At 37.1% G+C, this 13,143-nt stretch carries 14 protein-coding genes and 1 pseudogene; 8 read left to right on the top strand and 7 right to left on the bottom strand.

Going from position 1 to position 13,143, the window contains the following annotated elements; all coding sequences use genetic code 11:
* From B494_RS19835 to B494_RS0101400, 3 genes and pseudogenes are all read right to left on the bottom strand, one after another.
* Positions 1 to 395 (bottom strand): annotated as a pseudogene (locus B494_RS19835) (ISL3 family transposase); the annotation flags it as partial.
* 240 nt (positions 396 to 635) lie between these two features.
* Entirely contained in the window at positions 636 to 899 is a 264-nt protein-coding gene (locus tag B494_RS0101405) for a NifU N-terminal domain-containing protein (protein ID WP_017470569.1), read from the bottom strand.
* A gap of 250 nt (positions 900 to 1,149) precedes the next feature.
* Complete coding sequence (locus B494_RS0101400) at positions 1,150 to 1,977, bottom strand: Cof-type HAD-IIB family hydrolase (protein WP_017470568.1); 828 nt, start codon at positions 1,975 to 1,977, stop codon at positions 1,150 to 1,152.
* A gap of 416 nt (positions 1,978 to 2,393) precedes the next feature.
* Here B494_RS0101400 and B494_RS0101395 point away from each other — a divergent pair, with 416 nt between their 5' ends.
* On the top strand, positions 2,394 to 2,705 hold the full coding sequence (locus B494_RS0101395) for a metal-sulfur cluster assembly factor (RefSeq protein WP_017470567.1): 312 nt from the start codon (positions 2,394 to 2,396) through the stop codon (positions 2,703 to 2,705).
* A 180-nt stretch (positions 2,706 to 2,885) separates the two neighbouring features.
* Here the strand turns inward: B494_RS0101395 and B494_RS0101390 are convergent, their stop codons facing one another.
* Positions 2,886 to 3,587, bottom strand: a complete 702-nt coding sequence (locus B494_RS0101390) for a Crp/Fnr family transcriptional regulator (RefSeq protein ID WP_017470566.1) — start codon at positions 3,585 to 3,587, stop codon at positions 2,886 to 2,888.
* A 77-nt stretch (positions 3,588 to 3,664) separates the two neighbouring features.
* Entirely contained in the window at positions 3,665 to 4,474 is an 810-nt protein-coding gene (locus B494_RS0101385) for an undecaprenyl-diphosphate phosphatase (protein WP_026065108.1), read from the bottom strand.
* A 91-nt stretch (positions 4,475 to 4,565) separates the two neighbouring features.
* On the opposite strand from B494_RS0101385, the gene B494_RS20905 reads away from it, so the two are divergent.
* On the top strand, positions 4,566 to 4,979 hold the full coding sequence (locus tag B494_RS20905; protein ID WP_017470564.1) for a hypothetical protein: 414 nt from the start codon (positions 4,566 to 4,568) through the stop codon (positions 4,977 to 4,979).
* A 113-nt stretch (positions 4,980 to 5,092) separates the two neighbouring features.
* On the opposite strand, the gene B494_RS20350 is transcribed toward B494_RS20905, so the two are convergent.
* Positions 5,093 to 5,263, bottom strand: coding sequence for a DUF2929 family protein (locus B494_RS20350; RefSeq protein WP_017470563.1), 171 nt, complete (start codon positions 5,261 to 5,263; stop codon positions 5,093 to 5,095).
* A 259-nt stretch (positions 5,264 to 5,522) separates the two neighbouring features.
* Here B494_RS20350 and B494_RS0101370 point away from each other — a divergent pair, with 259 nt between their 5' ends.
* From B494_RS0101370 to B494_RS0101355, 4 genes are all read left to right on the top strand, one after another.
* Positions 5,523 to 6,458 (top strand): beta-ketoacyl-ACP synthase III, encoded by a 936-nt coding sequence (locus tag B494_RS0101370; protein WP_017470562.1) that lies wholly within the window; start codon positions 5,523 to 5,525, stop codon positions 6,456 to 6,458.
* A 21-nt stretch (positions 6,459 to 6,479) separates the two neighbouring features.
* The gene (gene fabF / locus B494_RS0101365) at positions 6,480 to 7,718 is read left to right on the top strand and encodes a beta-ketoacyl-ACP synthase II (RefSeq protein WP_017470561.1); all 1,239 of its coding nucleotides are present in this window, start codon (positions 6,480 to 6,482) and stop codon (positions 7,716 to 7,718) included.
* Positions 7,719 to 7,839: 121 nt separating this feature from the next.
* Positions 7,840 to 8,037, top strand: coding sequence for a YuzI family membrane protein (locus tag B494_RS21100; protein ID WP_017470560.1), 198 nt, complete (start codon positions 7,840 to 7,842; stop codon positions 8,035 to 8,037).
* A gap of 58 nt (positions 8,038 to 8,095) precedes the next feature.
* Complete coding sequence (locus tag B494_RS0101355; RefSeq protein ID WP_017470559.1) at positions 8,096 to 8,851, top strand: DUF3603 family protein; 756 nt, start codon at positions 8,096 to 8,098, stop codon at positions 8,849 to 8,851.
* A gap of 473 nt (positions 8,852 to 9,324) precedes the next feature.
* Here B494_RS0101355 and trpS read toward each other — a convergent pair whose 3' ends face one another.
* Complete coding sequence (trpS, locus tag B494_RS0101350) at positions 9,325 to 10,320, bottom strand: tryptophan--tRNA ligase (RefSeq protein WP_017470558.1); 996 nt, start codon at positions 10,318 to 10,320, stop codon at positions 9,325 to 9,327.
* 667 nt (positions 10,321 to 10,987) lie between these two features.
* Here trpS and B494_RS0101345 point away from each other — a divergent pair.
* Together B494_RS0101345 and B494_RS0101340 are read left to right on the top strand one after the other, a co-directional pair.
* Positions 10,988 to 12,211 carry a putative glycoside hydrolase gene (locus B494_RS0101345; protein WP_017470557.1) on the top strand — a complete coding sequence of 408 codons (1,224 nt, stop codon included), beginning with the start codon at positions 10,988 to 10,990 and terminating at the stop codon, positions 12,209 to 12,211.
* Positions 12,212 to 12,480: 269 nt separating this feature from the next.
* Positions 12,481 to 13,068: a GNAT family N-acetyltransferase gene (locus B494_RS0101340; protein ID WP_017470556.1), complete on the top strand. Its 588-nt coding sequence runs from the start codon at positions 12,481 to 12,483 to the stop codon at positions 13,066 to 13,068.
* Positions 13,069 to 13,143 lie beyond the last annotated feature (75 nt).

Below are 13,143 nucleotides of genomic sequence, written 5' to 3'. Positions count from 1 at the left end.
ATAATATTTTATGCTTCAAACGTTGAAAATTTTTGATGCCAAGAGTCTCGCTTTAAAACCTTTATCGTATTGTTTATGCCTTCGATATAACCATTATTAAATGGATACATGAACGATTGTAAGATCGCTTGTTTCCAACGTATAAACGTTTTTCTTACGCGGTGAAATGCATTAATGTTAGAAGCACGCTTCCATTCTAGACATGCCGCCATTCCTTTTCTAGCTGTCTTCTCATCACTTGTCTTAAACCATTCATCTAATTTGTTCTTTAACTCATACGCTTCTTTTAAGCGTGGATCCATTTGTAAAAGCTTCTCAACCTTTTCTCGTCCTTTCCCTGACAATTTATAAGGGGACTTCCACAATGACTTCTTACTCCATTTCATATGAATCCGCACTCATAGCCCCTCTCTTTTTCTATTGTCTCGACAACTTTAGGATAACAAAGAGAGGGAGAATGAGTGTGTTTTTTTGCACACTATCACGATAGAGGACACCACCACATTCAGTATAGAGCCTAGAAAAAATAAGCCACTCAACAGATGGAATTGATAAAAGCATGAGTACTAGAAAATTGCATTTGCTCACCTTTTTGAGCAAATGCAATTTTTTAAACTATATTCATTTTAAGGGCTTTAATAGCCGTGATCTTGCATGATGGTTTCTACCTTTGGTATTAATTCGTCCCAGCTTACATCTAAACTTTTGTTAATCGTAATAAAAAACTGATAGCCAAATACATTTTCGACACCATCTAACGCGATTAACTGGTTCAAAATTTCATATTCACTTGCTTGTCCAGGCGTGAGTGAGATACTTGCATCACCTTGGAAAATCTGTTTATTGGATGTGAATTTCATTGCGTTAGGGTTTGGGGTGGCTTCTGCAATAACTGTCATTAAGTATTCCTCCTTTTAGATTCTCATAAACAGTTTAGCAAATCTTAGACAAAGGAAAAAGAGCTAAGTTTTTTTGTTATGGTAAAATACGTGTTGCACTGTTTTTTTGAAAACATAGTAATTCATAGTCAGTAAATCGTTTAAAACATAAAATCAAAATGACCTTGAATGGAAAACAAGATCATTTGATTCAATGCGGGTTACTTGTGACGGTGTGTTTTAAATAAAATGTTGCTTGCTAGATCAACCATTATTTATCATTGATCTGAAAATAACGCTCAATAAAATCAGCGACCCCATCTTGCTGATTTGTTTTTGTTTCATGTTTGGCCACAGCCTTTAGTTCAGCAATGGCATTTCCCATTGCTACACCGACTCCCGCGTAGTCCAACATTTCTAAGTCATTATCTTCATCGCCAAATGCTAAGATTTGATTTGGTTCAATATGATAATAATGTGCAATACGCTGTAATGCCACAGCTTTATTCATGCCTTTTCTGACAATTTCAATCATATTCCATGGCGCACCCCATTTACGGTGTTCAATAACTGAAGCATGGTCACGATCAAGGTTTTTTCGTAATTCAACGATATGTTCATCACGAGGATGGATCAGTAAAGAGGTTGGATCCTCTTTTAATTGGTTTTTTAGGCTGCCAATTTGAATGGGATTTTCTTCTTTACTCGTGTGGACGATTTCCATTAATTTTGTGTCATAACGATCAATATAAACATCACTTAACACTTCTGCCATAATATTTTGAACTTCCATGTCATAACATGTTTGAACAATACTTTTGGCTGTTCTAAGAGGCAAAGGACTATGTAAGACTTTCCACTTCTGATCTGTTGGATGGTGTAAATAAGCCCCATTGAAGTTAATCATTGGTGTGTCTAAGTTGAGTTCATTGTAGTAATCGAGACTAGCGCGGTGGGGGCGACCAGTAGCGATAACGACGATATGACCTAATTCACGTACTTTTTGAATGATCTTTTTTGACCTTTCACTAACTGTTTGTTTATCTGTTAATAATGTGCCATCAAGGTCAAGTGCAATTAAATGTGTTTTATTATTCAATATTTTCACCCCATTCTCCGTAAATATAGTGTAATGAAGTTTCTTTAGGCTGTAAAGTCAAATATATTTTATTACAGCTGACTGACCGTTAAACGCCACTGATTGAGGGGTTCTTTTATAATCAAAGGTAAAGAGAGAAATGGAAATAAATGCTGATCAATAGCTTGCTTGAGATATTGATTATTTTACTTTATATATCATGGAAGGTTATAATCAAATAAATATATTATTTTAATTTTTAAACATTTTTGTTTATACTATAGTTAACATGTTTTATTTATAGAGTATTTAAATATAAGTAAGACGGTTCGCAAAAGTCGCGCGAATGTTACTATAGTTAGCCGTTAGCGGTTAATACAGTTACAGAGGTTCAATTTCAGGTCATATTATATCTTATCGTTAAAGGAGCGAGACAAATGGAAGATGCATTACAAGAAAATTTACTCGGTGCACTGGAAAATGTGATTGATCCAGAGCTCGGTATTGATATTGTTAATTTAGGTCTTATTTATGGTGTAGAACTAAATGAAGATGGGACAGCTGTTGTAACGATGACGTTAACAGCTATGGGCTGTCCACTAGCTGGGCATATAGAGCAGGACGTTAAAAGGGCACTGTCGGATATTCCAGAAGTAAAAGATACAGAGGTTAATATTGTCTGGTCACCACCATGGAGTAAAGACCGTATGTCAAGATATGCCAAAATCGCTTTAGGTATTCCTGATTAATTAAGGTTCTTTGGCAAATAGCAAAGGGCTTTGCACGATTAAGTGCAAAGCCCTTATTGATGTTGTAATTTAAAATTGGGCGGTGTTGATATGGACGAGCGTTTAAAAAATGCATGTCGTATCAAACGCCTAATAGCAAGTAGTTGGTCCATTATTTCAATTCATTTCATTTGGCTTTAGTTAATTAATCGTACAAAGCACAATCGGGCAGTTCTCACAATTAATCGCTTTTTTTAAGAAGCTAAGATTTAAGATGGTAATCCGCCCTTGATTAATATCAATAATGTTTTGACGTTTCAACTCATTAAGCAAGCGATTAACAGATTCTCTTGATGTCGCGCAAAAATTTGCAAGCTCCTGATTGGTCAAGTTGATATCTAAATAGATGCCATGATCTTTCTTTTTCCCATAACTATTTGATAAACGAATTAAAGTTGAGTACAATGCACCTTTTTTACCATGTAAAACAAGGTCACGAAATTTGGTCTGATCTTTACGATATTGCAAGTTTGCAAAAGTAAGAAAGCTTAACATTGCTTCTGGATCACTGATTAGCGTATCATTTAATTTTTTCTGATTAAAAACAGCGACTTCCCCGGGTTCTGTTACTCTAGCATCGACCAAATAATGTGTTGGTGAGTCGTCTACTATTATTTCTCCTACAAGGTCACCTGTGCCACAAAACCTTAGTGTTAATTCGCGTCCATCTGGAGATGTTTTTCCAACCGTAACCTTGCCACTTAGCAACACATACAGCTCTTTTACCGGCTCCCCTTGCTGAAAAAGAAAGGCTTGCTTTTTTAGAGGGATTATACGATCAGGTTCAGTTAAGTAGCTTGCTATTTTTTTAGGTAAATGATTAAGCTTTAATGTTTTCTCCAACATAGACACTCCTTAGGATTAGGCAGTTGTGGCTAAAACGTAACCAAATGCCATCAATGGATGAGGATTCTCCCCGTTTATAAAACAATAAAAGCAAAAATTCCTACTATAAAACAATAGATTGAAAAGTAAATCAAGTTTCCACGAGCCATAATATTCATAAACCAGCGTAGTGAGAAATAAGTAGCTATTGCTGCTGTAATAAAGGCAAACAAATATGCCGGCCATAATATAGGAAACTGATCGTCAAACAATTGATCAACTGATAGGAGTAACGTTCCCAGACTTACAGGGATGTAAAGCAAAAAAGAAAACCTAAGAGCCGTTGCTTGCTTCATGCCTAATAACATAGCTGCAACTATAGTTGCTCCAGATCTACTGATGCCGGGAATTAAAGCAACGGATTGAGCTAGTCCAACAATAATAGCATCCTTTAAAGTTAAATCTCCTTCTGCCTTTTGACCACGTAGATTACGAATGATCCATAATGCAAACCCGGTAACAATTAATGTGATCCCAACCATTTTAGCTGTACTAAATGTACTGGCAATGACATCTTCTAACAATATCCCTACGACACCTGCGGGAATGGTTGCAACAATTAAATAGATAATAAAGTCAAATTCGGATTTACTTGATTGATCTTTCTTAATCATATAGTTTAGTCCGTTTCTAGCTAGACGGATAATGTCATCCCAATAAATAATTACTACAGCAATAAGCGAAGCAAAATTCACTAAAATTTCAAATGATAGATTTTCCATTTTCAACCCGAACAGATCTTGAACAATAACAAGGTGTCCACTAGATGAGATAGGAATCGGTTCTGTAAAACCTTGTACAAAACCAAAGAAAATATATTGGACAATTCGAGTAAGTTGTTCGATAAATATCATAATTTATTCCTCCAAGATGTGTGACCGTGTCACATTTTTTTGTGTTGGGCATAGGCTATTGATGAGAAAGGGAGGGATCTAGATGCAACACCAACACCATATTTATGATTTATGTAAGAAACATATGCATCACTATGTGTTATTTCAGACGACAAGTGGCGAACAAATAGATGGTATTATAACTGACCTTGATGATCAAAATGTTTATTTAGCAGTCCCTACGCAAGAACACAGTATGTCACGTGATGAAGAACGTCAACTTAGTCCTTATGGCGTCGGCTATGGACCTGGCTATGGACCTGGGTATGGTCCAGGTCCAAGACCGCCATATGGTCCAGGACCGCGTCCACCATATGGTCCTGGACCGAGACCGCCATATGGCCCTTATCCAGGGTATGGAGGATATCCGCCATATGGTCCAAGGCCTGCACCATTTCAAAGGTTAGTCTTACCTTTAGCAGCTTTAACTGCATTAAGTGTTTTACCCTGGTTTTAACATAGCTACCCCTTGCCTTAAAGGCAAGGGGCTATTTGCTTTATTAACACATTGACAAGACCAAGTATCAAAAAAGTGAATACATTAGCGAAGGTTAGCAAATGTGGGCGCTCTTAATGTTTATCAATTAATTTCTCGCCAACTAAAAAACCGACTAAACTAAATACAATGGTCATTCCTAACACAGGAATTATTTCAAATTCATAGCCACCCATACTGGTGAGTACATACCCAAGCACAAGGCTAATAGCAAATGACCACAAAGCCGTAATGATAAAGCGCATGAAAACCACCTCGATTTTGCACATTTTGATGCTCTTTTTATTTTAACAAATGACGACAAGAAATGGAACTAAATCCGTGTTTTTGCCATCTTTTAGTTGTCCTATTTATAACGAAGGTTACTCTTATAGTGTTGATGAAGTTGCAAAAGATGGGGATACTATTGAAAAAAGACTTGATTCTCAACATATAATAGCTTATATTAGTACCAAGTCATAATTTCATGATGATAAACTAAATACCAAGTAAGGGGTATAGATAATGGCAACAGGAATTATAGGGGTAGGACATTACGTACCGGAACGTGTGTTAACAAATTTTGATTTAGAAGAGATAGTCGATACAAACGATGAGTGGATTAGAACACGAACTGGCATCGAAACGCGGCATATTGCTGATGATGGAGAGGACACTTCGGATATGGCCTATCAAGCAGCTGTTTCTGCGTTAGCCGATGCCGATTTAGAAGCGAAAGACCTTGATTTAATTCTAGTAGCTACGATTACACCAGACCAACCGTTCCCATCCGTTTCTTGTCAAATACAAGATCGATTAGGAGCAAGCCAAGCTGCAACCATGGATATTAGTGCTGCTTGCGCAGGTTTTATGTATGGTGTAATTACTGCTAAGCAATTTATTGAAGGTGGACTATATCATAATGTTTTAGTCATAGGTGCTGAAAAACTCTCAAAAATTACTGATTGGACAGATAGAAATACGTGTGTGCTTTTTGGTGATGGTGCTGGTGCAGCAGTAGTTAGCTCAGTTTCGGATGATAGAGGTATATTATCATTTGAATTGGGCGCAGATGGTAGTGGTGGCCAAGCGCTTTACCAAGAAGATGATAAAATTCGCATGAATGGTCGAGAAGTTTTTAAGTTTGCAGTTAGACAAATGCCGGAATCATCAGTTAAAGTGGTGGAAAAAGCCGGTCTACAGAAAGAGGATGTTGATTATCTTATTCCTCATCAAGCGAATATTAGAATTATGGAAGCAGCACGGAATCGCTTAGGTATCTCGGAAGATAAGATGGCTTGTTCTATAAAGAAATATGGTAATACTTCAGCAGCTTCCATTCCAATTGCACTATCTGAAGAAGTCAAAGCAGGTAAAATAAAAGATGGTGATCATATTGTACTTGTTGGTTTTGGTGGCGGACTGACATGGGGAGCTATGGCGATCCGTTGGGGGAAATAATCTTAGAGGAGGAAGATGATAATGGAGAGAAGACGAGTGGTTGTAACAGGTATGGGGGCTGTTACACCGTTAGGATCAACTATTGATCAATTGTGGCAACATCTAATTGAAGGTCAATCTGGCATTGATTATATTACAAAAGTGAATAAAGATGATTTTCCAGCTAAAGTAGCAGGTGAAGTGAAAGATTGGGATTCTAGTCTTTATATGGATAAAAAAGACGCAAAGCGAATGGATTTGTTTACGCAGTATGCCGTTGGTGCTGCTAAAATGGCAGTCGATGATGCGAAATTAACGATTAACGACAGCAATGCTGCAAGGGTCGGTGTATGGGTAGGTTCAGGTATTGGTGGAATGGCGACATATGAAGAACAATTTAGGAAGTTTATGGATAAAGGTTATCGCCGTGTTAGCCCGTTTTTTGTTCCTATGCTTATTCCCGATATGGCTGCTGGTCAAATCTCTATTTTACTCGGTGCTAAAGGGATTAATTCTTGTACAGTTACAGCATGTGCTACAGGAACGAATTCAATTGGCGATGCCTACAAAGTCATTGAACGTGGTGATGCGGATGTCATGATTACTGGTGGGGCAGAAGCGCCGTTAACGAATATGGCTTTTGCTGGATTTTCAACAGCGAAAGCATTGTCATTCAATGATAATCCAAATACAGCAAGTCGTCCATTTGATCAAGATAGAGATGGTTTTGTTATGGGCGAAGGTGCAGGTATTCTTGTTATTGAATCACTTGATTCTGCTCAAGCGCGAGGCGCACATATTTATGCTGAGATTATTGGCTATGGATCAACAGGTGATGCGCACCATATTACTGCACCTGCTCCAGAGGGCGAAGGCGCACAGCGTGCCATGAGACAAGCGATTGATGATGCGGGTCTAGCGATCGATGCAATCGATTATATTAATGCACATGGTACAAGCACGCCATTTAATGATAAATTTGAAACCGCAGCCGTTAAAGCTGTTTTTGGCGAGCATGCTAAAGATTTGATGATTTCTTCGACAAAATCAATGACGGGTCATTTGTTAGGTGCTGCTGGTGGTGTGGAAGCGATCGCCTCGATTAAAGCGATTGAAACAAGTGTCGTACCACCGACAATTAATTATCAAACAGCTGATCCAGAATGTGACTTGGATTATGTACCAAATAAAGCACGTCATGCTAATGTTGATATTGCTCTTTCTAATTCTTTAGGTTTTGGTGGGCATAATGCGTGTTTAATTTTCAAGAAATTTTCCTGAAAAATGAAAATCAAATAGCTTTAATTGAAGATAAGACCTTGACGCATTATTGCCCAAGGTCTTTTTTTATATGCAAATACATAGAATATAAGCAATCGGACAAGCTGACGGAGGGGTGGGTGTGTTATTCCTAATTGGATTTGGATTAACAGTTGCGGGTGGTACGATGATGATTTTATATATGAACCTTATACCAGCAGGATTAGGTTGGACAAGCTATTGGCTCTTTGTTTTTTCACGTAAGGAGTGTCAATTATTTTTCATTGGAGTGGTCTTAATGTTCTTTGGCTTTCCTAAAATAGTCCGCCGACTTAAATGAATAATTTTTCCTAAGATGGTGATACTGTCTGTTAAATCTTTAAAGTGAGGGAAAATAAATGATGGTCATGCATGATGTTTGGGTGAATTGGTTTGAAGGTGAAGAAAATGGCTACAATGTTTGTCCGTTTTATGAATGGCGAAAATTAGATGATATTGAGCTCGTTGATGTCATTCCTGTTCTGTATATTGAGACACGACTTTTTAATTACATAGAAAATGATCTTGACGATCTCCCTAAAAAAATGTTGGATTTAATTCAGAATCAAACCATTGTCAAGGGTGATTCGATACGTCATGCTGCGATTGTTACAGATGGGAGCGGCATCATTGCTTTTGATACAATGGGTTACCAAATACCTTTGAAAAAGAGTCGGCTTATTCCACGACAAGAACGTAAAGTACTACAGTTAGTCCAACAGCGTTCGCGTCAATACTTTTCTTTAAAAAGAGATTGGCCAGAAAAAGAGTATCACTTGTTCTCGCTACCGCCTAAAGCGATGATTGGATTGGTAAGAAGAGAAAGGGAGTTAAAGCACTTAACAATGCTTGCACTAGACGGTTTAAAACAAGGGCATAACCTTGATGAAGTACATTATTGGTTGACAGAATGGGAACCAGATTGTTATACCGAGGTAAAAAAACTCTGCTTTGAAGACACTTGGCACCGGTTGTACCTTCATGTACACGACGGTTGGTCAGTCAAACATGAAAATTTTTGTCGTGCAATTATTAAAGGAAATCCGCTGTTTGAACAACTATGGAATCAAGCGAATGGGGGTATAGAATCCACTGTTTTAAAAAGGATTAAATAAACTTAATCTTTTTCATTCTTTCTATACCCATACCAACAAACCACACCAATATACCTTATCACAGTTAATCGACGCGCCTAAATAGAGAGTAAAGCATATCTATTTAGGCGCGAGAAAACGAATACTATTGTCCTGATCCACTTAACGATCAATTAGTAGGTGGGTAAGATTGCAGACTAAAACCGCCATATCTTTAAGAAGGATTGCAGACTAAAACCGCCACGTCCTGTGGCAACATCTGCATGTCCAACATCCTGTAGCCCTCAACCCACTATTGAAGGTTCGTTTTATTGCAAAGATTCCAAGAAGGGATATATCTGCTTGTGTGCTAGCCGTTCCCTCTTTGCTTAGCAGTCCCGATTTGGCTGAAGAGAAGTACTGATGTACTCGTCTTTCACGCGAATACAAGTCATTAAAAACCTCTACCGCAAAAGGAAAACTCAACTTTTACGGTAGAGGTTTTGTGAAATGTACTATTTTCGCTTCTTAACTCTGCCTAATCCCATTGCTTTTTTAGCTTTAGCTAACGTTTTGTTGGCAACTATGCTAGCTTTGTCAGCACCTTTATCAAGAATATCATCGAGCTCCGTTGAATCAACAATGTCTTGGTAACGTTGCTGAATTGGCTTAAGTAGATCGATAACAGCGTTAGCAGTATCTTGTTTGAATTGACCATAACCAATGCCATCATAGTTCGCTTCAATTGCTTCAAGTGATTGGTTCGTACAGCTAGCCATAATGGTCATGAGGTTACTAATGCCTGGTTTTTGTTCAGGGTCAAAACGTACGATTCCTTCTGAATCAGTGACTGCACTTTTAATCTTTTTCTCAATTTTCTTGGGTTCATCTAACATAAAAATAGTTGCTTTTTGATTTTCATCAGACTTACTCATCTTTCTAGTAGGTTCCTGCAGTGACATGATTCGTGCGCCAACTTCAGAAACTTTAATCTCGGGTATGGTAAAAATATCATTAAATTTACGATTGAAGCGTTCAGCTAAATCCCGTGTCAATTCAATATGTTGCTTTTGATCATTACCAACAGGTACAAGGTCGGTATTGTATAGTAAGATGTCTGCTGTCATTAATGGTGGATAAGTCAATAATGCAGATGATACCGCTTCTTTACCTGTAGATTTATCTTTGAATTGCGTCATGCGCTCCAATTCACCAATATAACTTTGGGTCTGCATCATCCACCCTAATTGGGTGTGGGCAGGTACTTCAGATTGAATAAATAAGGTCGCCTTTTCAGGATTTATTCCACTTGCTAAATATAATGCAGCTAGTGAGCGAATATTATCCCTTAACCTTAATCTGTCTTGTGGTACAGTTATCGCGTGTGCATCGACAATGCAAAAGTAACAATGATAATCTTCTTGCAGCTCGACAAATTGTTTCATTGCGCCTAGGTAGTTCCCCAAAGTTAAACTCCCGCTTGGTTGAATCCCTGAAAATATTGTCTTCATTATAATCATCCTTCCTTTATGGTTACTTCGGTAAAATCGTTATTAGGTGAGCACATAATGATAGTAGACTAAGGTAATGACAAGCAAACTAAATTTTTAGTTAATATAGGAACAATAAAAGATGAAAGGTCTTAACTATACCTGCACTGAAATTCTATCCTATTTTAATACGTAAAAAAACTCATAAACCGGCTGTTCTCAGGGACGAATCGACCGTGGTGCCACCCTGATTATCTCGGAATATGAGATCACTTTATCATTAGTTATCGCCTAATTAAACGGTATACGATCGTATACATGCTCCAAGGTCCCAACTTCCTCATATCTTGATGTCTGTTTCCACCATCCAGACTCTCTTTTAAATCATTGGATATGATTCTTTTACCTCTTCATAGCAGAATTTTAAAATTTTAATTAATTATAGCACAATGTCAATCTGATGCAACTAAAGTTAACAAATCCAATTAAGATTAAAATAACTGAAAAAGGGTAAATGTACTTTTAATAACAACATTAAAGGTATTTGAAAAAAGGAAAGGTGAGCAGTTATGCGACATTTGATGGATTTTGATGATTTTCATATCATTGTCAATAAATCTCTTATATAATGGACGTAATGTGACAAGCTAAAGACATAATTTTTAAAAACATGTATGGAGGTCGTTATATGATAAAGCACCTAGAATTTGGTTGGTTGTTTATCCTCGTGCTATTATTTGCATGGCCAACGAATAGCTCAACCATATCAGCAGAAGAGTTGAACCAAGATACGTTGATGGCTCAAAAGCATTATAAGAAAGAAGTTCAGTTTGCTGTGTCAGATCCTATTAAGCGTTTAGCCCGATTTACATATAATTCTGGATATCAATTTTCTTATCCAGAAGCGGTTAGAGGTATTTATTTGACTGGACATTCAGCTGGCGGTGCTCGCTTTGATTCATTATTGAATCTTGTGAACACAACAGACTTAAACACGATGGTTATTGATATTAAGGATGATCATGGTCATTTAACATTTAGGCCCGATCAAGATTCTCCGTACTATGATATTTCAAAATCTTATATCGATGATCCAGAAGCAATGATGGAAATTTTAGAAAAAAATGAAATATACCCTATTGCAAGAATTGTTGTTTTTAAAGACAGCGTATTAGCGGAAGAACGTCCAGACCTGTCTTTTCAAGAAGATGGTGAAGTCTGGGTGAATAATAGAGGAGAGGCATTTGTTAATCCTTATGAAAAAGAAGTGTGGGAATATAATCTAGATATAGCAAAAATGGCTGCAGAGCTAGGTTTTCAAGATATTCAATTCGATTATGTACGATATCCTGAAGGCTTTGAAACAAGAGATGAAGACCTTGATTACTCTCAAGGCGATTATGAAGATGTCGATATTGATGGGGTGCAAAAACGTGTGGAAGCTGTAACTGATTTTGTTGCCTATGCACATGAAGAACTCGAAGTGTATGGTGTTGATGTTTCGGTTGATATTTTTGGTTATGCTGCAACCGTTGAAGAAACGCCGGGAATAGGGCAGAACTTTTCGCGTATTGCTGATAACGTTGATGTCATTTCTTCGATGATTTATCCAAGTCACTGGACACCACATTTTGGTATTGACTTTCCTGATAAAGAACCTTATCGATTAGTGGATGCGTATAGTAAATTAGAAAATGATATATTAGCCGAAATAGATAATCCACCACTATCACGCCCGTGGATTCAGGATTTTGATGCACCATGGTTATATAGTGGCGAGACATTTACTTATGGGGTAGAGGAAGTCGAAGCACAAATAAGAGCACTGAATGAAAATGGAATTGACGAATTTCTATTGTGGAACGCTGGAAATGTCTACACAGAAGGTGTTGATTATACACCACTTGACTAAAATTCAAATCTAAGCTTAAGTTTTTGTGCTAATACTCTTTCTTAGGTATTGGCACCTTTTTTTAGTCTAATAATAGGTGTTACGCTTACGTCTAACCATTTCTTTCTTTATAAATATGGGATTATAAAACGGAATATATAACCAATTGTTTTAGAGCATATAAAGCTAAGGTTAAGGGCAATGATAACAGCCATGAGGGTGAATTCACAACTGTATCAACTTCGGTTATACTATTACTGTAAGTTTGTAAAATGAAGGGGTGACAATGAATGGACTGGTTTGAAAAGTTAAATGATTATTTTCCTACACATGAAATGAAATCTAAAGAACATATGGAAACATTGTTAAAAGAAAAAAGTGATGTTTATTACAAAGATGAAGGACCGGAACATGTGATGATGTATGCTGAATTTGATACCTTCCTTTTTATTGATTACTTGTATGTCGCAGCAAGCTCCAGAGGGAAGGGATTGGGTCATCAATTAATTAATAAATTAAAAAACAAGGATAAGCCAATCATTTTAGAAGTAGAGCCTGTAGATTATAGTGACACGGATACAGCGAAACGTCTCCATTTCTATCAAAGAGAAGGCTTTAAACACGCGACTTCAATAGGGTATAACAGGCGTTCATTAGCTACGAATGAAGAAAGTCCATTAGAAATATTATATTGGTCGCCATCCAATCAAGATGAAGAGACGATCTATCAACAAATGAAGCATATGTATGAAGACATTCATACATATAAAGATAAAGAGCTGTATGGTCAGGCGTATCAAGGTGTAGAAGAAGTATTATCATATGATCAGGCTCGTAAAACGAAGGATATTTTCAAAAATTTAAAAGAGAAACAGTAATTAGGAAACGAACCCAGATGGTTTAATCTCAGTTTCAAGATAAGAGCTTTATTTTTCAATTAAAATGCTTTATAA

The organism is Amphibacillus jilinensis Y1 (assembly GCF_000306965.1).
GTDB lineage: Bacteria > Bacillota > Bacilli > Bacillales > Amphibacillaceae > Amphibacillus_C > Amphibacillus_C jilinensis.
This window is presented reverse-complemented; position numbering and strand designations above follow the sequence as displayed.